This window comes from Spirosoma flavum (assembly GCF_042686045.1).
Classification (GTDB): domain Bacteria; phylum Bacteroidota; class Bacteroidia; order Cytophagales; family Spirosomataceae; genus Spirosoma; species Spirosoma flavum.
Map to the genome: position 1 here is coordinate 1 of NZ_JBHUOM010000049.1, position 22,033 is coordinate 22,033.

Genomic DNA, 22,033 nt, shown 5'->3' on the forward strand with positions numbered 1-22,033 from the left:
CAGTCAATGGCTGCGGCATGAAAACGAGTGTAAATCTGTCAAGTAAAATCAGGGTAATACACTGGCTAACTTACTACATTCTTTCTCCCCTTTACCCATCAAAGATGACCAGGTTCAAGTGAGTTTGCAACAGATGTTGGTTCATTTTCAAGGAGCTATTACTAGGCTAACTGGCGAGATTCAGCAATTGACAGAACAGCATTTCCCCAGCCAAATACGTCGGTTAAAATCAATTGTGGGCATCTCTATCACCATTGCTACGGCCTTAATTGACGTAACGGGCGGCTTCCGACAGTTCCATTCGGCGAAGGCATTGGCTAAATATATTGGCGTAGTACCAGTGGTTTATCAGTCGGGCAAATCTAATATCACCAAAGGGATTTGTAAAACAGGCGATCCTCAGTTACGAGCCATGTTATATATGGCCAGTTGGTCAGCGATCCGCTACAATAAGCCTTGTCGAGAATTTTATAAACGCCTAAAGGCGGCTGGTAAGACGACGAAACTAGCGCTGATTGCTGTGGTTAATAACGGGGCCGCCCGTGCGGTTGCTTCGTCAAGCGTTTGCCGTTGTGAAGTTCGACGAGGACTTTAATCCCAATTATCAGCCAGTTTTACGTTCGATCCCTTGACTTTTAACACAGTTCATAAGATCAAAATTGAATAAATTTCACTTTACCGCGTCTATTAAAAGGCTACTAAAATCGACATTTTGATATTGAACGGGTAAGGTGCTGTTTTACTCTGCTTGATTTTAGAATGAACCCTTTCGTGAATGCTTTACATTCGGCGCAGGATTATCTTTCCCCTTTTGATTATTGTAATGGGCAATTTTCAAATGCTGCTTAAAGATTTGTTCAGTGTTTTGTTGCAAGTCCAAAGTGCTTAAGAACCAGTTTATTGGGAAAGTCAAGCTAATTGAACATTTGAATTGGAGAAAGAGTAAGACCTGCTGAAAAATACGGGCATTTTCCCCTTGATAGAACCGATCCTCATAAAGTAGCTTTGATGTATTCGCTCTTAAAGTATAGAGCGACCACTGTAGAATAATTTAAACCCCGCCCCACAGGCTAATCAATATGAAAACTGCGGAAGCGCCTGATAAGCGAATTTATAATGCACGACCCGATGCTCTTGATTTTCGGGATAAACTATATGTCGCTAATCTGTATGAGGTGCCAATTCAGCTTGATTTAAACGAATATAAAAAATTGGGTGTGCCTATTTTGGATCAAGGCCAAGAGGGTGCCTGCACGGGTTTTGGCCTTGCTACCGTTGCCAACTATCTCTTACGGCGCCGTAAGATCGTACCCGATCTCAACCAAGTTAGTCCCCGTATGCTCTATGAGATGGCCAAACGGTATGATGAATGGCCAGGGGAGAATTACGATGGTTCGAGTGCTCGAGGGGCTATGAAAGGATGGCACAAGCATGGGGTTTGTGGGGAAGACTGCTTTCCTTATAACTCGCTCAAGCCTGATAACCGGCTAACTGATAAGCGAACGTCTGATGCTGTAAAACGCCCTTTAGGAGCCTATTACCGGGTAAATCATAAAGACTTAGTGTCAATGCACAGTGCCATGGCAGAGGTTGGTATTCTTTATGCAACAGCCTCTGTACATAATGGATGGCAGACGGTAAGTGAAGACGGAATTATTAACTTCTCTTCGACTAACATTGGTGGGCATGCCTTTGCCATCGTGGCTTATGAACAGCGCGGTTTCTGGATTCAGAATTCATGGGGTAACCAATGGGGTAACGAAGGATTTGGTCTAATTTCCTATGATGACTGGCTAGCCAATGGGACTGATGTTTGGGTAGCTCGGCTAGGCGCACCAGTAACCTTGAAAAAAGCCCAGTCAATTGCCACGAGTTTTTCCGCAGCTGCTGGCAAATCAAATGCGTATTCATTTGCAGATCTAAGACCCCACATTATTAGCCTTGGAAACGATGGAGCCTTAAAAACAGGAGGAGATTTTGGAACGACTACCGATGAAGTACTCTCTATCTTCAATGAAGATTTTCCTCGTGTAACGAAAGGTTGGACTAAAAAACGATTGTTGTTGTATGCACATGGAGGCTTAGTCGATGAAACATCGGCCGTTCAACGTTTAGCGGATTACCGTCATTCGTTGCTGGATGCTGAAGTATATCCAATTTCCTTTATCTGGCATAGCGATTTTTGGTCAACGGCTACTGATATTCTCCAAGATGCGCTACGACGTCGTCGACCAGAGGGGTTGTTAAATTCCAGCCTGGATTTTATGTTGGATCGTCTTGATGATGCCTTAGAGCCAATCGCCAGAACGTTGACTGGTAAAGTTTCTTGGGATGAAATGAAGAAAAATGCATTACTGGCGACGACTAGCCCTACTGGTGGAGCACGTTTTGCCCTTGAACAGGTAGCGAAACTTGCTAATGACCCAACTGTTGAAATTCACTTGGTCAGTCACAGCGCCGGAAGTATATTCCAGGGTCCCCTTGTTCGGCTTCTTACATCGCCTAAGCTTGAGATTACGGATGATTTTCTGAAAGGTGAAACGGGGTTTGGTCTGACTATTGCATCCTGTACACTTTGGGCACCGGCCTGTACCATTTCTTTCTTTAAAGATGCTTATCTCGAGGCTATTCAAAAAAGCAAGATAACGAGATTTGCTTTGTTTACCTTAAAAGACAAAGCCGAACAGGACGACAATTGTGCTCAGATCTACCACAAGTCATTACTGTTTCTGGTTTCTAACGCATTTGAAGCATCCCCTCGAATACCTCTGTTCAGAAATGATGGCGAGCCTATTTTGGGTCTGGAAAAGTTTATAAAAGGGGATGAGGATTTAACGAATTTATTTAATTCAAAATCAGCCGATTGGATTTTAGCTCCGAATACTTCTCCCGAAAATTCAAAAAACTGTTCGACCGCTCACCACCATGGCGATTTTGATGATGATCGACCAACAGTAAAAGCAACGCTGGCCCGTATACTAGATCAGATGCAGGCCAATGCGGCATTAGCCTTCCCACATTCCCTATCCGCTTTACGCGATACACGACAAATGCTTCTGAGCTGAGACCACTCAATATAAACATGATTCGCAATAACAGGTGTGGGGAAGTATTTCATAGTGAAGGTGATGATTTCCATTCTTTCTGATTGAGTCATTTGATGGAAGGGATCATTCGTCGGCTTTAAGCCGCGATGACGGTTCATCATTTTTTAAACTGCCTAATTTCTAGGGTTAGTTCAGCCACCAGTTGTTTGAGGGCCTCATTTTCTGATTTAAAAGATTGTACTTCGGGTGCTGTGGCTCCCCAAGTGATATTGCCGGCCAATCGCTTTTTACCAGCTTCTAAAAACTCTTTAACCGCTTCGGTGGACCGATCAAATGATTATTACCGCTAGATCGATCCGCCGAAGCGGTTAAGTTTTTCTCGTCTACAGATCACGGCAACCAACTTAAGTATTTGAAGTACGGGACCACTGCCTATCTGTTTCTCTATAGCGGGGCCTACCCATTTTCCTTCCAACTCGTTGGTAGGCTGTTGTTATGAGTTTAACCCCATACAGATTTATAGGCTCACCAGCGTTAGGAGTAGGCTCAGAAAGAAATAGATGAGTTAATCGCCTGACAGGTGAGATAGCTTTGTTACAACTAAAGGTAGGGCTAAGTTAGATGATCACTCCTGGAAATTCTCTCCTTTAAAATGGGTGTTTTTCCCGTAGAACATCAGTTGGGAATTTAATTTATTTGTACCCTATGTACAAATAAATTTACTTTTTCCTTCGTCATCATTAAACTATCGTATAAAAATGGAAAGAATTCCTAATCTAAAAATTTGCTATGACCGAGTTATACCAATGAAGTATAATTCAGCCGAATTCAAACTTAACCAGATGCGTGAGGATGCATTATTAAAACATACGGGAGCCAAGTCAGTAAGAGAAGCATTCAGCGATTTAGATTCTTCTAAATCAGTTCCGCCTTCCCACATGGCCTTAATTAACGCAAAAGCATGGCCAAAAGGAGCATCCTTAAAATGCCGATTCTTAGACGGATCTTCTGTCCAGCAGAACAAAGTGATTCAAAAGGCAAAAATTTGGGAAAATTACGCTAATATCCACTTAGACTTTGTTACCACGACTGATGAACAAGTACGAATTTCTTTTCAAGCAGATGATGGATCTTGGTCTGCAATAGGTCAGGATGCACTCGATAAAGATTATTTCCCAAAAGATCAACCAACAATGAATTTTGGTTGGTTAAAAGACGATACTGATGACCAAGAATATGAACGAGTTGTAGTTCATGAGTTTGGTCATGCATTAGGATGCATTCACGAACACCAATCCCCAACTGAACATTTACAATGGAATAAAGAAGCGGTTTATGCACAGTTTTCTGGACCACCAAATAACTGGACTAAAGAAGAAATTGACCAAAATATTCTCGAGAAATATTCAAAAAATGGTACAACGGAAACTCTTTTTGATAAAGCATCAATCATGCTTTATCAATTCCCGGCAGAGTTATTTTTAAATCATGTTGGAACTCCTCTAAATACCCATCTGTCTACTAAAGATGAGAAATTTATTGCTCAGATGTATCCCAAGTTTTAACTTTACTAAATAATGAACCCACAGCTAATACGCGCAAGATTTTCGGCAGTTCGCCACAGAACAATTGCGGAGCTCGCGGATAAATTTTTAGAACCTACACCCCGAGGTAAGGTTCGGGAAATTTTAAAAGTATTGAAATCCGGAAACTTAAAAGACATTGCATCCTGGGCGGATGACATAAAGCCGACCTCAAAAAATAAACCTACTGATAGCGAAACAAAAGACTTTTTAAATGAATTTCCCGATACACGAGAATGGCATTTTGTTGATTTACCAGTAGATGCTCATAAATACGACGTTGTAGAATATGCTGCATTTACAAGACCAGATGATATTGTCCATCAAACGGTTGAGAGCATTAACATCTTAACTAACAATTCTACAAAATTTAGCAAACCTAATGCATTACGGTGGTTAGTTCATTTAGTTGGGGATATGCACCAACCTTTACATATTGCTTGCAGTTACGTCGATTTGAGTCAAGGCATTCCAGTATTAGTCTTTGACAAAGACACAATATTCGCCAAGCACTTATTGCAAAAATCGGATAAAGGTGGCAATAATATCAACCTGCCAATACATAAAGCTTTGCATAGTTATTGGGATAGCGACTTACCGGAAATGGATAACAATTTTGACAATACAAATTTTGATTCTCCAGCCCCCGTTCCAATAGGAGATCTGATTAATTTACCTGCACAGTGGGTAAGTGATAATGTTAAGTTTGCCAAAGAAGCTTATAACGGCTTGACTGTTAAGGGAGCAAATGCAAAACAACCCAATACTATAGATGTTGATTGGGACCAAAATGAGTACAATCATAGGTGTGTTCCCATTATAAAATCGTTAAGCCAAAAAGCAGCAAGCCGTTTGGCTTTCCTACTTAACACAATTTATGCTTAGAATAAAGGTTGGGGCGCATTGCGGATGGTTTAGAATTTGATTATTTCGGAACGGCCAAAAAGTCTGAACCTTTCTGAACCCCAACGTTCACGCGTACCACAAGAGATGGACACTCGAAAACAGGGTTCAAAAAGTAGGATCAATAATGATAGGCACTTTGTTTTTGTGATACCAACTTTTTGACTTTATATGAACAAAGTTTTTGGGTATGCCCGTGTCTCTACGCTAGACCAGAATCTGGACACTCAGCTCGACGCCCTCCAGCGGGCGGGTTGCGACGAAATCTTTTAGGATAAATAACAGGCATGAGTACGAGTCGACCAGCCCTGGACGAATTATAAGCTAAGCAACGCTCCGGCGATACCGTCATGGTTGCCCGCTTCTTCCGATTAGGGCGCAGTCGAAACCATTTAATTCAGCTCATCATTGAGTTCGCCCGAAAAGGCATTCACTTCAAAGCGTTAGACTTAGGAGTTGATAGTAGTACTCCCGCCGGAAAACTGGTGCTTCAGATTTTCGCATCTTTAGCCGAGTACGACCGGGAAAGCATTTTGGAGAAGAGGCGGGCGGGCCAGTTGCTGCTGCGTCCAAGGGCAAGCACATCGGTCGTCCAAAAGGACTTGACACCGAAAAATTTGCCAAAGTAAAGAAAGCCGTTGAACGGGGCTTGTCGATGGCCGAAACGGTCAGTCTAACGGGTATTAGTATGTCGAGTGTAAAACGTTATCGTAAGCAGATTGAGCTGGTATCAACCACAGGATGAGGATTTATGTACGATTCTGAAAAGAGACCCTAGTTTGTTACTATTTGTTTGCAAATACGGGAAATTTCCCACTATTATTTAACGCCTTTCTCCATAGGTTTATGGGCTTATGACTATACCAAACTGTTTTACAGTTTGGTATAGTCATAAGTAGCTGCCAATTCATTCTGTCTTACGGACAAATAATTGATAATCATATTCATGGAAAAATCGCTAGAAGATGATTTGTCAAATCGGCCTGTCAAGAAAGTTGGGGCCGTCAACAAAAAAGCGCCAACTTTTACCACAAACCGTCGGAACAGTTCCAATGCCCCTTTAGAGGATGAAGACCCGACAGAACAAGCAGAACCCGCATTTACACAAGTGGCTGGCTCCGGTATCAAAGATCAGCCCGTCAGCCAGGAAGAAGACACTTTGGGATTTAAGCCGTACGTACAAGCGGTTGGCTCGTTCTTACTGAACAAGGACACCAAACCCCCATTCTCATTCTCGATAGAAGGTGAGTGGGGAAGCGGAAAATCTTCCTTTATGTTGCAACTGGAGCAGATGCTTAATAATGAAGGCCAGAAAACAATACAGTTTAATGCCTGGCGGCATGACAAAATGGAGTCGATGTGGGCCGCCTTTGCCGTCCATTTCATTAAAAAATTATCAGCTGATATTCCATTGCCACAGCGATTATGGCGGTTTGCCCGCTTAGACTGGTCGCGATTCGATTACCGGCGCGGCTGGTTTGCTCTGCTGTCCTTCTTGGTTTTAATACTCATCTACCTAATCGTTGGTACTTCGCTGCTGCGGGCCGCCCTTGCCAACCAGGAAGTCTGGTTAAAAGCGCTTTTCGAGAAGGAATTAAAGGATAGTTTGCCGTCGCTACTGGCTCTGACAGGAGGAGCTGGTTTCTTCTTAGTCGGAGCGCTTATTCTGCGCAAAATAGTGGCAATCTTAGGAAGTCCATTTTCAATTGATCTAAAACGCTTTATCCGCACGCCCAACTACCAGCAGCACGGTTCGTTTATTGAAGATTTTCACGAAGACGTTGACCGAATGCTGAATGAATTGACAAAACAGGCCGATCGTATTTTCATATTTATCGATGATCTCGACCGAGCCGAAGTGCCAAAAGCCGCTGATCTAATGCAAGGTATAAACATGATGATCTCCAATTCGCCAAAACTCATTTTCATCATCGGGATGGATCGGGAGAAGGTGGCCGCCGGAATCACCGTCAAATACAAAGAATTAATTCCTTACCTGCTGGATGAAACATACGGAATTGGACTAACAGAGAGCAAACGGGCCATGGTTGGCTTTGGTTACTCGTTTCTCGAAAAATTCATTCAGCTCTCGTTTAAAATACCTGTTCCGGCAAAACGAAACATCGTCAATTTCATCACCATGCTAGGAGAGGACAATGATTTGATTGAGGCTCAATCGGCGGCTTCCTCTCCCTCCAGAATTATCATACAGGAAGGCCCCGACTCAGAATTGTTTCAGGAAACTATTCTGTTGGTGGCGTTTGTTTTCGACTACAATCCCCGGCGTATCAAGCAATTCATTAACATACTTCGATTGAAAACACATATAGCGTACACAACCGGGCTTTTTCTAAAGCAGCCTAATTTTTACCCCCTGACCCTGCCCCGACTCGGTAAGTTTCTGGCTATCACACAACGCTGGCCTTACATCATCAATGACCTGCAAGACGACTACTCCATGTTCGACAAAGTAGACGATTCACAATCAGGTGTCCTAACTAATAGCCTAGTCGTGGAGAAATGGATCAAGAATGATGCATTTATGGAGGTCATCAACGCGTATCCCGATGGATTTTTATCTGAGACCGATAAAATGGATTACCGGTTGACCCAGCTAGACGTTAGGGCACTCTTAGAAACGACCTTTCTGCTCCCTCCTCCTGTTACTGTGGCACAGCCTATTGCTGAATAGCTAGTTTTACATAATGTTGAGCTATAAGGGAACAGCGCGATTTCAAGGCTGATAATGTTCTAAATTTGTATTCATTTTGGGCATTAATACTTTATTGTTTAGGGATTTATGGCGTTTTGCAAACGTCCGTTTAAGAAAAGCCATATCCTCCAAACCTTCTTTCTGTTGATAAGTAAATGCATCACAAACTCAACCCTACTTCAAATATGAGACATTGATTATTGAGATAACAATCGCACCGGCGACCCGGTTGAGATTGTTGACAGCTATAGACTATAACAGCTAATAGGGATATGTACTGTCTCGGAGAAATGGGCGTTTTAAGTAACAGATATTGTCCCATTTTTTATGAAATAGTTTCAGATTGCATCTAATTCATGAAGGATGGTTCGCGTTATTTCTTTCCGACAGGGGCCGAAATTTGAATTTGATACCTGTAAGCTCTTGATCAAGCGAGTCGCGAAAAAGTAAGTATTTCCTTTCTTTTCGACATACCCTACCCACCAGCCCGTATCATTACCTCCATAGCGCGTCCAGCCCGTTTTTGACCGTATGGTATAATCCCCTCCTTTCTCCGTCACCATCACTCGTCTGAGAATGGCCAGATTACGCCTTGAAAAGGGAACCTCACCTGAGTAAACATGCCTCAAAAAATTAACCTGATTGATTGGGCTTATGCCAAATGAGCCAAAATTCCAAAAGTCGGTACCAGTCTCCCTTAAATTCCCATTGCCATAGTGACACTGGCTCAAGTAGTGCCGGTAGCGATCCCGGCCGACCCGCTTGGCTAATTCAATGAACACCCAACCCGCTGATAGCTCGAAGGCTTCTTTGATGGTCATATCATGATAGATTTCAGGGCGATTCCCGTAGAGTACCGTATCCACTTTGCTAACCCATTTTACTACCTCATTCTCATCTCGAATGACGTTTGTTTCTAAAGCAATCAGTAAGTTAATGACTTTGAAGGTTGATGCGGGCAAGGTCGCTTTTTGGGCGTCCAGTGAATCACTATAAATCCACTGATGACGATTGTTATCGTAGATGGTCGTACTGCCACTTCCGGGACAGTTTTTGAATGGGGTAACTAAGTCAAGTTGCGCATAGGCTATTGGCTTGGTCGTTGTGCAACGAAAGCTGCTACTAATAGCTAGGCCAACGAGTGTACTTACCAATATCAGTCTATAGATCAATCTAGCTATTCTTCTCATTGGGAATCTGTCAGTTGATTAGTAGGCAATCGAGCTAATTAGAAGAATACCATTGAATCGCTTTCATTATTCAGCTTGTTCTGTTCTATCATCGGTGTAGCCGAATCAATTGCATGTCTACTGTGTCATGATGAACAACCCCTTGGAGCCGCATCGCTTCAGCCGTTCGATGACTAATACGAGCGCGCAAGGTATCGCCAGAATAGAAAGCCACTTGGAGCTTGTTTTGCTGACTATCGAACTCATAACTACCCATTAGACCTTCACTCGGTTCAAATCGATACGGGTTTGGACTAAAGGCACAGCCTTCATAGCCAGCAAAATAGATTCGGCTCCAAGCCCTTGTATCCGTCAACCAGGCAGTAGATGGCTGGACTTGGCCATTGCGGATCAGTTTTTCCACTTTCCAAGTACCCTTTAGCATCTGGTCATACGGATGACTGATAATTAGCGCTTTAAGCGAAATAAAAGCCACCGCAATTGGTAGTAAGCGCAGACAGTGCTTGATCCAACCATGCCTAAAGGCAATAGGAGGAAGATGACCGACTAAGTCCCAAAAAATAACTTTAAGCCTCTTTCGATGCAACCCAAGAAAAAAGACGAGGGCTAGTGAAAAAATAATTGAGTTAAATAAGGCTCCAGAACTAATTTTAAAGAACACATTAATTAGCACGATGTTGATCATCACTGGCAGAAGGATCATCACGCCCAATAAGGTTGTTCTCCGATAAAGCAGTAGGATAGATCCGCCTATTTGAAACAGGGCAATAATAACGGCCAATGCATACGAGTAGCCAAAATAGTACCAGGTTAGCCCCATCCCATTCACGGCACTTATTGGCATATCAAGGAGGTAGTCGGCGGTTTGAAACTGCGTTTTTAAAATTTTGGCAAAGCCGTAAGTGGCGATTGATAAAGCCAACCAGTAGCGAATAATGCCTTGTAACCACGCATGCCGTAGCGGGCTATCTATTGGCTTAGTCTGTTCGCGTTGATGCCAAATCAAGCTATAAATCGTACTAGCGATCAAAGCTATGGCCATTAAACTACCCATCACATAGTCAAAATACTGACCGTATGTCTCATAAAAGGAGAGGGGCATAAACTCCAGGGGGAATAAGAGCAGATTTAGCAGAGCCGTGACCGCTAAGGCTGCTTCGCACACTTTAAAAAACCAGGATGTGCGGCTATCAGCTAGATCTTGTGTCATTATTTGACTGTAGATTGACGAGAGAGGATTGTTAGCTGAGTTTTACATTCTTTTTCAACTAAGACTAAGTAATCATTAAGGAGAAAAAGTCTGATCTATAATCAGTTTTGTGGTAGTCAATTCACTAACTATCTAGCTAATATTGAAATCTATTTAACTCTTAAATAATGCTCGTTTCCTATTTTTGTCAACTTATGGCTTCTTACCCAAGAACGACTCAATTTGGCTAAAGTAAGACGTCGGATTATCAATCCAAGGATAGTGACCACAGCGATCAATCAGCACTAAATGGGCCTTTGAGAAACTGGATGTAATATATTGCGCCGTTTCAATACTCATTACATCCTGCTTACCCTCTAGCACCAAGACCGGCGAAGCGTAGTCTTTCAGATGACTCATTACTTGATAATCATGCAAAAGCCAGGCATCGGCAAACATGCGGTTACCGACCTGGATGAAAAAGGGCGAGGTATTCACCACCTCGTTAATCACCCGTTGATGATTGGCTCGATCATAGGTAAAGGCCACTTGACGAATGCGCCGTTGGGCTAACATGACTTTATTGTCGTCTACCCCCACTTCCAAAGAATCATCCCATCGTTTCATGGCGGCTTTATCGGCATCCGACAAGCGAGCGGCTATGTTTTTGTTGAGCCGATCATTCGCCTCCCTACTGAATGTGCCCGAACAGGACAGAATTAAGCCGCTAGTCGTGTTCGGATACGTTCGTATGTAGGCCATTGCGAGTGCCCCGCCCCAAGAATGGCCTAATAGCGTGAAGGAGGAGTAGCCTAAGGCTTTTCTGAGTCGTTCAATATCCTCCACAAATTGAGGTAGGGTTACCCGAGCCGTATCGAAGCGTTGTACGGATGCATCGGTTCCATACTGGTTAACGACGATGGCTCGGTAGCCCATTTGACTGATTCGTTTAGCCACCGAGTCCATGTAAAAGCTGGCATGACCAGGACCACCGGATAGGATGAATACAGGTTTTCCTTTGCCAAAGGAGCGGAAGGTCAACACTGAGTCCCCATCCCCATTTTGCAGGGTAGTTTTAGGGCTTCTACAACTGAAACTGAGTAGCGTGCCCAGAGTGGTGAGGGTTAAAAGAAGTAGTATACGCTTTAGGCTCCTATCTGTTCTCAAGACTAGATGGTTGTGTTCATGAAGGTATGGTGGCTAAAGTACAAAAGTAGAAGCAAAATACATGTGTGTCTCCGTCTCGCAAAAGGCTCTATTTCGCGAGACGCTGATTCTCGACCGGGCTGCCGGAGCAGTCGCGACGAATTTGGCCGCCGCCGGGCTGTTGGAGCGGTCCCTTTTCCAATGATACCCTAAATGATACTTCATTCTTTGTCCAAAAATAGCTAGCCAGTTCACACGGGGGCGCCCTGGTTCGCTAGGGCGACTTGGCTACGATTATTGGCAAACCAATCGCTCATTCCCATTACCGTTCACTAACTAGATTAAACCAACTGGCTGGGGACTAGCTACTTTTAGAACTCGTCCAATAAACCCAACCAAGTATGAATTCAATGTCCAGCGGCTACCTGTATAGTGGCTACAATTCGGATCATGGTCTATCCTATACCTACGAGGTCAACTTTGGCCCCGTCTACACGGTTGGTCAGGCCTCGTTTTATGGAGTTGATGGCGATGGACTCCACCACACAGGCGTTGCCGCTTATCGATTCAGGCCAGACCCCAACGGCCCTGAACAGACCGTCAACTTAGGCGGGTGGAAGTCGTGGGCCCCCTCCGTATACGTCAATCAGGCCAGCAGTGTTACGTTTGGCATCGTTGTGGGGGCTAAGCAGGAAGCGTACGTGCTGTTTAATCTATTCTTTTGGTAACTTTTCTTGCTTATGCTACAAGCTACTCCGGGCGCACCGCCCATCATTGACGATCAACTCTGCGTGGTGTATCAGGCTGACACCGGCGCTATTGTTCATATCCACCGGGTGACCACTTACCAAGGGGGCCAGCATCCCAGTGAAGAAGCGATACGCAGCCGGGCGATTGCGCATCTGCACGCGTTTCAGCAAGAGCGGGTATCGAGCTCCCTGAAAACGGTGCTGCTGCCGCCCGAGCAGATTAAGCTAGGGGTCTACTACAAAATTGATGTAGAAACGGTTCAGCCGGTAGTTACGGACCGAAAGTAAGTCAAGACGACGACCACTGATTATACCTGTATCGATGGAAAACCACGAACCCGCTCCGAACCAAGACCAGCTACCGGCTCCCCATTCCCTGATTCACCGGCCCGTCAGCCTCCTGTTAGCTGTTGATGGCCAGCCGCTGGACAAGCCCGAAGCGATTACATGCTATAATGGCACCCCGCTTTACTATACGACCCTCCACCAGGATTCCGGCTTGGCTTTGGTCGCCTTCACTTCGCGTACTAATATGCTGGCCCAAGTCAAGCGTCAGGCTGAGAATCTGGCTCCGCGACGAGTGCAGCCAGCGTTCGAACATATTTGCCAGCAGCCGCCGTACAATCTACCGGAACAGGCCTGTTTTTATGAGAATATCAATCAAGGGGGCGCTGGGCTATGTGTGCCAGCCGGCAAAGCCTACAGCGACCTTACCCGGGTGGGGCGTACAAAGGTCATTGTGGGCTACATCAATTACTGGAATGATGTCATCTCATCAGTTTCCTGGAGCCGATGGCATGTGTCGTTGTATGAAAATACTAGGTACGGGGGTTCCGAGCTGTTGCTGCCAGCGGGCTGCAACACGCCCGATCTTGGGGTATTGGGCTGGAACGACAGAGCCTCTTCGATCGTCAACTGGGGGGAACGGTTTTGACGAAAAGGCGCCTATTGAAAAGCCCTTAGAACAGGTTAGATGAATAGCCGAATGCTACCTGATCGCTCCCCCCTCGACTCCACGGTGGTCTGGCGCCAACCGAGTGAAATCGACTCTGTTGGCGCCCTTTTCCCTGTTCTTTGAACGGGCTCTTTGCCCACGGGTTGCCCTGCAGGCCAGTGCTCTGCACAATAAATCGCACAGACCAACGTTTCACGTCTTTTATGCTTCTTCAGCCTCACTGGTCCAACCGATGAGGCTTTTTCATGAACCAGTAAACCATTAACCTTTGCGATTATGGAAGGTGTATCCGATCAACTACCCCCTCAGCCCTCTCTTCCACAACTGCAGTTTGATGCGGTCGCAACGGCGGCCCGGCAATGATTTTCTGACCATTTGTGACGGCGCCGGCCGCCCGGCGGGTCTCTACAGGCTACGACAGTGGCTATTATTGGGAAGATGTGTAGCGGGCTTTACGCATTGCGGCAGGCCTGGAGAAGTGGCCGGACTAAGTCAGTTTTGAGTTTGCTGTTTGGCTAATCGCATTACTTGAGTGGCCTGAAAACGACCCCCTCGTGCGGTCATGAATCCAGCCCGATTTAACCGCCTGGCCATCTCCACATAGCTTAGCTTAGCCCCCAACAGGGCGCGGATCAATTCTGACGCCTTCCGGTTGTTTTCGTTACTAGCCGCCCGAGCTCGATTCGACTCAGCCGCTTTTGCTGATACCTCGGGCCTCAAAAACGAGTTAGCTCCTTTTCGCCATTGACCCACCCGAAGCAGTTTCTCATCCAGCGCTTTCTTGGTCCGCTCCCCGATCATCTTGCGTTCCTGCTGAGCCAGGGCTGCGAAGATATGAATGGTGAATTCATTGGCATCCGGCATATCGGCACAGACGAAGCTCACCTTGGAATCCATCAAGGATGATACAAACGTCATATTGCGACTAAGCCGGTCGAGTTTGGCAATGACCAGGCGAGCGTGGTGCTCCTTGGCGTATTGCACCGCCTTCAATAGTTCCGGTCGTTGATCGTTCTTGCCCGACTCAATGTCACAGAATTCAGCCACCAAGAGCGTTTTGTTTTTGACGAAACTAAGCACACTGCTGCGCTGGGCATCGAGACCTAATCCAGACTGACCTTGCTTTTTAGTGGAGACGCGGTAGTAGGCGACAAAGATTTGCATGGGGCAAGATAGGGTTTCCCGCTGATATTACATATCTAGTATGGTCATACTAGATATGTAATATCAGATTTAGCAACCTATAATCAGACGATATCATGGGGAGCAGAACAGATTACAAACAACCGTTTAAGCCCTGTAATGGAAAGAAATTATGCCCTTAAATAGTACGATTCCCAAAATATTTCAGGTTACCCTATAATAAATATAACGCGCATATGCGGCTTAATATGAAGAAGGTCAAAACTGTCTCAACTTTAGAATTATGGCAAACTTTCTATGAATGGTCTAGATTTGTGTAAAATATATCACGAATAAATATTTATGCAATTAGCAAAGCTAATCAGCCAAGTGCCACAGACGAAAGAGGAAGCTTTTAGCATATCACTCCTTGTAAAAAGGGTATTTTCCCCATTTTATAAGCGTTCAGATCGCTCGAACTTTAGAAAAAATTTTATCAAAATGATTACTAGGTATGAGTTTCCAACAACTGGCCCAGACGTTAAGACAGCTGCCAGGCAATAAAATAAAGGCAGCGTTGTTTTTATAGTTGGCTATTAATCTCATAGTTTAATTAGACTTTATATTTAAAAAAGTAAATACAGAGTCTAAGGGCAAAGTATTTATGGATATAAATTTATGTATATTTTCAGCCAAATATTATGGACAATGTTAAAGATTATATGAAAAATAAGTTTGTATTAGTAATGATAGTTTCTTCATTTTTTTTATTTTTTGCGTATATACTAGATACTGCATCGTACGTTTTTATGGAGAAAAAGACCAACCAAGTTACTAATAATTTAAAATTAATAGAAGGTACTCAAGATTCAATATTAATAATATCTATAATCAAACCCAATATATATACTGAAATTATCAATCGACAGTATAAGTCAGCAAAATTACTTAAGAACTATTACTACGAACTAGCAGTCATTTATAATAATAATTATTATAAATTTTCGGCTTGTTTTGTAGTATTTTCGGCTTTGTTAGCTGTTATAGTGTTCTTAATTGCCCAAAAAGGATGGGCAACCTCTGATGCTATAATCAAGGTCCTTTTTTTGCTAGTGAGTACAACTGCCTCTTTTTATTACGTAATGCCACTTGTTTTTAATAATAAAGAAAATCTACAAAAAAATATTGATAAGATTAAAATTTTTCAGGGTTTACAATCTGATATATTAACTTTTTCTAGTTCGATAGACAAAGCTTCTCAAAAAAAAATTGACAGTATGATCGTTAACATTAATAGTCGCATAAAAGATAATTACGATTTTCCAATCACAATAGATCCAACTAAAGCAGATATAATTCCAAGTTCAGTTTTAAAAACAATTAAGTAATATAATTTTTTAAAAAAGATTCATATAAACTACTCAAGTATTGCGGCTTATGTCTTCTTCTGAAAAGAAAGGTGCTCACTATCTATAGGTGAAGGAGTTGGTAAATCTTTAGGTAATTCATAAACACAAGTAGCATAGGTAAGTAAAAAAGAGCAGAAAAATGACATAATAAAGGCAGTAATACGCAACCAAACATACAGATCAATATGCTGTATTTGGTCCCATAGGGTAACGCTGAGTCCAGTATTCAGTAAATGGTTTAAGTTTGCTAATCCATACCCAGAAGTGAATGTAGCAACTGCGCTAATGATATTTCTAAATCTGTCTCCTTCGCCTTTATTATAAGGAGAGGCTGCAACACCTAGTAACCAACCAACTGACGCACCTAATGCTCCAAGATTAATGCTCATTATTGCATCTACAGAAGATGGCCCAATGAACCAAGCGCCAATAAACATTAGTAAAAAATAAAATAGGGCGACATAGGCTGCCGCATAGGTTCGACGATCAAGGAACAATTTCATTTCAATAATTAAAATAATTTAAGCTTGTGTGTGAACTGTTGCTTAAACTTTGTCAGCGTGGGTTAGTCGAAGCAAAGTAGTTTTATCGTTTATAAGTAATTATGTAAAAATTACAATTTTGTCCCAACAAACCATAAGAGCCTTATGTATACGAGAACGGTTAGTGTTTTTAATATATTGGAAGCAGACCAGTACCAATTGAAAGGATATTGTGGCCAGCTAAAATGCCAAATTAACCATCCTAAAAAGGATAAAAATGAAATTGTTAGGAATTGATTGATTTCCATTTTCAGCATCAGGGGATCGAACCTGCGCATTTTGAGAGTGCCAAACCCAGTAGAGGTCCACCTGGAACCTGATGCATTAGGGATCGGTTCACTTTCTTTGTATGCGGTGGTTAGTTGGATTATGGCCAGTGCAAAACTGGCTGTGAGAATTTTAATAAATGGCGTTTTCATTGTTTTCAAGAACGCTAGGGATTTGTTTATAAGTTAATTGTGCTTTTTGGTAAAGCAAAGTATGCTAGTAATAAAAAAATAAATTCATATTGATCGTTGCAACCTAAGTACATCCGGCATTACGTTTTGTCGGGCATCTGAGCGTAAGGTAGCGTTCAAAAAAACCGGGTTCCCACATTCGATTAGCCTAGTTCCGCCTACAACCTATCCATACTTTTTATTGCTATTCTCTGACCATTTTTCCGGTGGTTGAAACCTTGTAGCTAGAAACCCATTACTTAGCCATTGGCTTATTCTGAGCAGCGCTGCGGGCAGGCTCGCCAAAACACAAAAAAATGATGAAACGCTGCGGCAAATATTAAAACCATTTCGTAAACGGTTTTAGCTTATATCGACAATAGGTCAAGCTATCTCACCGAGCAATGACCCGTCCGAAAATCGAATGATGGTGCGGGTACAATCGAATACCCAGGATAAGTCAGTAAGCATATCCATTGGTATAACTTCCTGACTTATAGATAACTATATTGTGAACTATTTATTTGGCTGAACGTATTCCGGGCGGCCGGTGCCGTACCACTTATACAGGATACCCTTTCGTACGCCGATTCGGATGAAGCGGGATACGTGCTTGTGAAACGGGATGGCATCAAAAGCGTTTTTATCAGGTAGTTGGTATTGTGGGAGTCTAATCACTGCCATGGGAGAGTATAAATATTTTTCAACCTTATTTAAAAGCTTACCCTTTAATTTTTAACGCTCCTAGATACATGAGCTCTTTTACCCTGTCTAAAACTAATTGCTGCAACAGATATTCAAGATTTTTCTTATCTGTTGGATCGAAGTAAAGAACTATTTCTTTTAGAACTATTTGTATAGATTTTACTTCTTTGAAACAATCAAGTATTTTAAAATTTAATGTATCTAGTTCGACAGTCTTCTTAGTTAGAGTATATATATCAGAAAATAACAAATGCGGTTGAGAATTTAACTCTTTGATTTTACAATCATTGTCAAACTGAAGTTGCTTAGAAAGCACTTGTTCTGTTGATAAGTTAAAAAGCTGCTCAACTAGCTCATAAATTGCTGAGTCTTTTCCATAGAAATATAACCAGTCGAATTCACCCTTCTTACAAAGATCACCTGATATGAAATCTTTCTTTAGAGATTTATAGTAATCCACGTCACAGTTCAGTGGTGATAATTCATCAATTAAATAAGCTTTTTGATCTGTAATTATACCAGCTTTTTGACAAATTTTTAAAATATTATAATAAGAGTCTGGATAGTCTTGACGAAGTCGTTTTGAAAGATGTTGGCATGTTTTACGATCCTGTTTAAATGCTCCAAGTGCGTGGATGTATGTTGTTTGATAAGGAACACACTCAAATCGCGCAAGACTTTTATAAGAGGGGTCGGAATTGTCAACCCCATTTATAAAATAAGTAAGTGGGATTTGGCACTGCTTTGAAAGAGAATAAAACAAAAATTGTTCAAATCCTATATTAAATGCGCGTCGGTCAAATTTCTGTAATTGTCCTACATTTCGAGACACTAGTTTGAAGGCTAATTTTGCATACTGCCTAAAAAAGGGTAGAGCACTACCCCCAACTAAACCTGTATTACAAGATCGAATTATGGGATGTGTCTGAAATTCCCGTTGCATACAGACTGGAATGTAATTGAAATGCCGTGAGATTTCTTCTAATGTTTTATAATAAAAATTGAAATTTTCTTCTAAGTTCTGAGCGATTAATTCGGCTTTTTCAATCACTTTATCAAATTTTTTCCAAATATAAATGTCACCATCTACATGTAAAAAAGGCGATTTTTGTAGACTACAAGTGTATATTTTTGACAAAGCCCATAAATCAGAAGGATAGTGACGAAGTGAATTTAGCTTAGTAGAAACAGTAGTATATGGTAGGTTAAGCTGGTGAACAAGTATCTGCTTACCAACTGAATCAGTATATAGAAAGATATCTTCATAATATTTCTTAAGCTGTTTGCAACTTAATACCCAGCTCATCCAATGATATTCGGGCGATAACCATCCGCCGGTAATTGACAGAGATTTAGATTCAGTTGAATTACCTGTCCAAAACGTTTGTATAATTCTCATTCAAATTCAATAATAAATTAGGCCGTGGGCTACATCTAGATTCTCATTCTGATTACGTCTAAACTATCAATTTGTCCTTACCTTTACCCTAGCAAACAAAACGATTAGTGCGGTCTGGTTTAGCGACATACTAACTTTGCAAGTTTTTATAATAAACTTCTTCAAACTGTTCATGGCTTTTATTACCCAGCGAGGAGTGCTTTCGTGCACGATTGTAACAGCACTCGATGTACTCAAAGATTTCCATGCGGGCATCGTCCACGCTCAGAAAGCACCGCCTTCCAGTACTTCCGCCTTCAGGTGTCTCTAAAACGACTCCGCAAACGCATTGTCGTAAGGATCGTCGGCCTCCATAGCGCGGCCCGACTCATGCTGGGCCTAATGCGCTATAAACTTACCAGTTCTTGTAGATCGTTCTACACATACTGACCGCCCCGGTCTTAGTGAGAACGATTAATCCACTTGAAGGTTGACGCGCCTGTAAGGTGGTTCTCGAGGGCACGATCACCAGCGCATCCTCCATATTATCTACCCGCCAGCCCACAATACAGCGTGTGTACAAATCTAGACAAGCCCACTCGCCATTAACTAAAGGCAGGTAGGGAATATCGCTTACCCAAACCGCATTGAGAGCGGTAGGTGCAAGTTGGTTCAGCAATAAATTAGGCCAGTACCCTTTGCCATGGGTACTATCATTCGTGCGTGACACAAACGGTCTGGGCTGAATTGCCTGTAAACCAGACCATTAGGTTAATCCTCTAACTTGCTACCGCCCTAATTGATAGCTCTGTTCTTGTAATTCGAGTACTATCCGTCGGCTGCCATACCGCCGTTTATGCTCTCGAAAAAACCGCTTTACCAACGCTATAAAGTATGTCGATTGCAAATTCGCCTGTCTCACTCTTAATTAGTTTATAGCGAAGTGTCAGGTCGCTCGGCGGGCTTTTTTTTAGATCTCGCGCTCAGTCTCCAATTGCCGCACTCGATCCTTTAACTGCTGGTTTTCAACGGTCAGGTCGCTGGTTAATGGGCCGTTTTTATTACCCACTTGGTTGACACATTTCCAACGGTAGATACTATTCTCAAAAATGCCTAAGGCGTTGGCAATGTAGGCCGGTGTTTGGCGGTTGACAAGCATTTTTTGCACTTTATTTTTGAAGTAGACATCATATTTACGCCGGGTTTTTGTGTACTATTCGGACTGCATGGTCTTGCGAAATAAAACATATTCGTTGCCGATAAACCTGGCCATATCAAATGACCTCCGCAAAGGGCATCGTATAATGATAGCAACGCGGCCAATAATAAGCTTGTCAGCACAGTTTTTAACTCGATTAAGTTCACCAAGTGTGTTAACTGGGTATTGAAACAGTAAATTTCGATGTAGCTTTCTTCAACAATTCAATTGTAAAGAGAAGCTAACAAGTAGTAAAAAAAAAGGTATTATCCCCGTTTTTTCGTAAAAACGTTCTTTTTAACTTTACTTATTGCAAGTAAGCCTCTGCAAAATTATATACAACATTTAACGTCATTGATTTTAGCTTGGATGTGAATTGCGAATAAATCACTTAATTAAACCAATAGGCAGATTATGTTATCTACAGATCCTAAACTCGTTGAAGCTACGCACGATACCGTAGCGATTGATAAGAATCAGTTTATGGAATTGATCCGTTACTTCTCGAAGAATGACCTTATTGATGGATTCGATTCATATTTGGATAAAAAAAATGCTACACATCTAAATATAGATAAGAATTTTGCTAACCATTTAAAAACATTCCTTCTTAGCGAACGTCATGTGGCAGATGCAACTCCACGTAATGCTATTATGTGCTCCTGCATTAGGTCAGCTTATTAGTTTGATATGCTAAATTTTTATCCTGACGTTGTTTAAACTTTAGCTAAAATACGCAATCAGCATCAAGGCTACACTTCGCGAACTAGGTATCAATTAATCAACCTTTTATGAATAGTGAATAGTATAAACGCAATTTGAACGATAGCTTTGATGGTTTGGCAGATTAGCCTTATAAACGTACTAATGCCTGGAACTAACTGATGCTCCAGCAAAAAATCCTCATTGTTGAACTAGCCTTTGAACGGCCGGATCTCTCCAATTGCAAACTTGCATGTTATATCGTTGATAATGTGCGTTGCCGAGTCGCCAGAGCGGTTTGTGTCAGAATCCACCGTTTATCGTGTTCTAAAAAGCAGGTGATTTTCGCTGTACACTAATCTACATCAAACATGAGTCATCCCGAATTTTAGGTACTTGACAAAAAAGAACCTCCTTTCTTAGTTTTGAGCATCACCACAACGCCAAAACCAGAAAGGAGGTATTATTATGTTCAGGACATACCCACAAATTCGCAAAAGCAAAGCCCAAAAATAAACCGCTAACCCCTTTTTAGATGCCTGACCCGTCTGGAAAAGTATTGACCGTTGACCCGTCCGGAAATGGCTCAATTGTGCAGGCACCAGTGAATTCAACGAGTGCGTAGATAGAAGGTGAATCGAACCAAGATGATTAAAAGAAAAGGGTATGGACAGGAGGGTTATGACTTATTGCGCCGAGGGGTACTATTTTAAAATTGCACTTATCTCCAAGATTGAATCGGATTCTATTGTGATGGATTAATGACCTATTTTTGGACAGAATATACATTAGAATATCGAACTGTATTTTAGAAGCGTGCCAGTCTTTCTATTCAAACAACTAAAGACTGGTAGAAATCTAGTAAGTTTTTTGATGAAAAAGTTCAAAATTCGTTATCTGAACGATTTCTATTTGTTATTTGGTAGTGGCTGAAATGAGTTGATTGGCAAACTTAGCCATCAATGAAATAGCCAAAATGATTTGACTATGAGATACTTATGCCTTATTGATCTGTGAATTAGCTTGTAAAGAATGCAATCTCTTTCTTATGGAAGAATAACTGGA

General features: G+C 42.2%; 22 protein-coding genes and 1 pseudogene. 12 read left to right on the forward strand and 11 right to left on the reverse strand.

The window, feature by feature from the left end; translation table 11 throughout:
* Positions 1 to 133 precede the first annotated feature (133 nt).
* Together ACFS25_RS30960 and ACFS25_RS30965 are read left to right on the forward strand one after the other, a co-directional pair.
* Entirely contained in the window at positions 134 to 595 is a 462-nt protein-coding gene (locus ACFS25_RS30960; RefSeq protein ID WP_381508965.1) for a transposase, read from the forward strand.
* 484 nt (positions 596 to 1,079) lie between these two features.
* On the forward strand, positions 1,080 to 3,065 hold the full coding sequence (locus ACFS25_RS30965) for a C1 family peptidase (protein WP_381508967.1): 1,986 nt from the start codon (positions 1,080 to 1,082) through the stop codon (positions 3,063 to 3,065).
* Between the two features lie 142 nt (positions 3,066 to 3,207).
* Here ACFS25_RS30965 and ACFS25_RS30970 read toward each other — a convergent pair.
* Positions 3,208 to 3,357, reverse strand: a pseudogene (locus ACFS25_RS30970) (IS3 family transposase); the annotation flags it as partial.
* 448 nt (positions 3,358 to 3,805) lie between these two features.
* On the opposite strand from ACFS25_RS30970, the gene ACFS25_RS30975 reads away from it, so the two are divergent.
* From ACFS25_RS30975 to ACFS25_RS30995, 5 genes are all read left to right on the forward strand, one after another.
* Positions 3,806 to 4,612 (forward strand): M12 family metallopeptidase, encoded by an 807-nt coding sequence (locus ACFS25_RS30975; protein WP_381508968.1) that lies wholly within the window; start codon positions 3,806 to 3,808, stop codon positions 4,610 to 4,612.
* A gap of 12 nt (positions 4,613 to 4,624) precedes the next feature.
* A complete protein-coding gene (locus ACFS25_RS30980) occupies positions 4,625 to 5,515 on the forward strand; it encodes a S1/P1 nuclease (protein ID WP_381508970.1) in 891 nt (296 codons plus the stop codon).
* Between the two features lie 189 nt (positions 5,516 to 5,704).
* Entirely contained in the window at positions 5,705 to 5,806 is a 102-nt protein-coding gene (locus ACFS25_RS30985) for a recombinase family protein (protein ID WP_381508972.1), read from the forward strand.
* Positions 5,807 to 5,883: 77 nt separating this feature from the next.
* Entirely contained in the window at positions 5,884 to 6,162 is a 279-nt protein-coding gene (locus tag ACFS25_RS30990; RefSeq protein ID WP_381508974.1) for a recombinase family protein, read from the forward strand.
* Between the two features lie 317 nt (positions 6,163 to 6,479).
* Positions 6,480 to 8,225, forward strand: coding sequence for a KAP family P-loop NTPase fold protein (locus ACFS25_RS30995; protein ID WP_381508976.1), 1,746 nt, complete (start codon positions 6,480 to 6,482; stop codon positions 8,223 to 8,225).
* A 359-nt stretch (positions 8,226 to 8,584) separates the two neighbouring features.
* Here the strand turns inward: ACFS25_RS30995 and ACFS25_RS31000 are convergent, their stop codons facing one another.
* The 3 genes from ACFS25_RS31000 to ACFS25_RS31010 form a co-directional block, all read right to left on the reverse strand.
* Complete coding sequence (locus tag ACFS25_RS31000) at positions 8,585 to 9,406, reverse strand: penicillin-binding transpeptidase domain-containing protein (protein WP_381509003.1); 822 nt, start codon at positions 9,404 to 9,406, stop codon at positions 8,585 to 8,587.
* Between the two features lie 118 nt (positions 9,407 to 9,524).
* The gene (locus ACFS25_RS31005; protein ID WP_381508977.1) at positions 9,525 to 10,646 is read right to left on the reverse strand and encodes a hypothetical protein; all 1,122 of its coding nucleotides are present in this window, start codon (positions 10,644 to 10,646) and stop codon (positions 9,525 to 9,527) included.
* Positions 10,647 to 10,838: 192 nt separating this feature from the next.
* On the reverse strand, positions 10,839 to 11,666 hold the full coding sequence (locus ACFS25_RS31010; protein WP_381508979.1) for an alpha/beta fold hydrolase: 828 nt from the start codon (positions 11,664 to 11,666) through the stop codon (positions 10,839 to 10,841).
* Between the two features lie 506 nt (positions 11,667 to 12,172).
* Here ACFS25_RS31010 and ACFS25_RS31015 point away from each other — a divergent pair.
* The 3 genes from ACFS25_RS31015 to ACFS25_RS31025 are packed head-to-tail and all read left to right on the forward strand — an operon-like array spanning position 12,173 to position 13,454.
* The gene (locus ACFS25_RS31015) at positions 12,173 to 12,499 is read left to right on the forward strand and encodes a hypothetical protein (protein WP_381508981.1); all 327 of its coding nucleotides are present in this window, start codon (positions 12,173 to 12,175) and stop codon (positions 12,497 to 12,499) included.
* 12 nt (positions 12,500 to 12,511) lie between these two features.
* Entirely contained in the window at positions 12,512 to 12,808 is a 297-nt protein-coding gene (locus tag ACFS25_RS31020) for a hypothetical protein (RefSeq protein ID WP_381508983.1), read from the forward strand.
* A 34-nt stretch (positions 12,809 to 12,842) separates the two neighbouring features.
* Positions 12,843 to 13,454, forward strand: coding sequence for a hypothetical protein (locus ACFS25_RS31025; RefSeq protein ID WP_381508985.1), 612 nt, complete (start codon positions 12,843 to 12,845; stop codon positions 13,452 to 13,454).
* 513 nt (positions 13,455 to 13,967) lie between these two features.
* Here the strand turns inward: ACFS25_RS31025 and ACFS25_RS31030 are convergent.
* Positions 13,968 to 14,639 carry a recombinase family protein gene (locus tag ACFS25_RS31030; RefSeq protein WP_381508986.1) on the reverse strand — a complete coding sequence of 224 codons (672 nt, stop codon included), beginning with the start codon at positions 14,637 to 14,639 and terminating at the stop codon, positions 13,968 to 13,970.
* Positions 14,640 to 15,406: 767 nt separating this feature from the next.
* Between ACFS25_RS31030 and ACFS25_RS31035 the strand changes: the two genes are divergently transcribed.
* Positions 15,407 to 15,985: a hypothetical protein gene (locus ACFS25_RS31035; protein WP_381508988.1), complete on the forward strand. Its 579-nt coding sequence runs from the start codon at positions 15,407 to 15,409 to the stop codon at positions 15,983 to 15,985.
* A 47-nt stretch (positions 15,986 to 16,032) separates the two neighbouring features.
* Here the strand turns inward: ACFS25_RS31035 and ACFS25_RS31040 are convergent, their stop codons facing one another.
* The 6 genes from ACFS25_RS31040 to ACFS25_RS31065 form a co-directional block, all read right to left on the reverse strand.
* Positions 16,033 to 16,509 (reverse strand): hypothetical protein, encoded by a 477-nt coding sequence (locus ACFS25_RS31040; protein ID WP_381508990.1) that lies wholly within the window; start codon positions 16,507 to 16,509, stop codon positions 16,033 to 16,035.
* 1,197 nt (positions 16,510 to 17,706) lie between these two features.
* Positions 17,707 to 19,089 (reverse strand): DUF6734 family protein, encoded by a 1,383-nt coding sequence (locus tag ACFS25_RS31045; RefSeq protein WP_381508992.1) that lies wholly within the window; start codon positions 19,087 to 19,089, stop codon positions 17,707 to 17,709.
* Between the two features lie 130 nt (positions 19,090 to 19,219).
* Entirely contained in the window at positions 19,220 to 19,351 is a 132-nt protein-coding gene (locus ACFS25_RS31050; RefSeq protein WP_381508994.1) for an IS3 family transposase, read from the reverse strand.
* A gap of 132 nt (positions 19,352 to 19,483) precedes the next feature.
* Positions 19,484 to 19,798 carry a hypothetical protein gene (locus tag ACFS25_RS31055; protein ID WP_381508996.1) on the reverse strand — a complete coding sequence of 105 codons (315 nt, stop codon included), beginning with the start codon at positions 19,796 to 19,798 and terminating at the stop codon, positions 19,484 to 19,486.
* A 57-nt stretch (positions 19,799 to 19,855) separates the two neighbouring features.
* Positions 19,856 to 19,990, reverse strand: a complete 135-nt coding sequence (locus tag ACFS25_RS31060) for an IS3 family transposase (RefSeq protein ID WP_381508997.1) — start codon at positions 19,988 to 19,990, stop codon at positions 19,856 to 19,858.
* Between the two features lie 48 nt (positions 19,991 to 20,038).
* Positions 20,039 to 20,227: a hypothetical protein gene (locus tag ACFS25_RS31065; RefSeq protein WP_381508999.1), complete on the reverse strand. Its 189-nt coding sequence runs from the start codon at positions 20,225 to 20,227 to the stop codon at positions 20,039 to 20,041.
* 453 nt (positions 20,228 to 20,680) lie between these two features.
* On the opposite strand from ACFS25_RS31065, the gene ACFS25_RS31070 reads away from it, so the two are divergent.
* The gene (locus tag ACFS25_RS31070) at positions 20,681 to 20,950 is read left to right on the forward strand and encodes a hypothetical protein (protein ID WP_381509001.1); all 270 of its coding nucleotides are present in this window, start codon (positions 20,681 to 20,683) and stop codon (positions 20,948 to 20,950) included.
* Positions 20,951 to 22,033 lie beyond the last annotated feature (1,083 nt).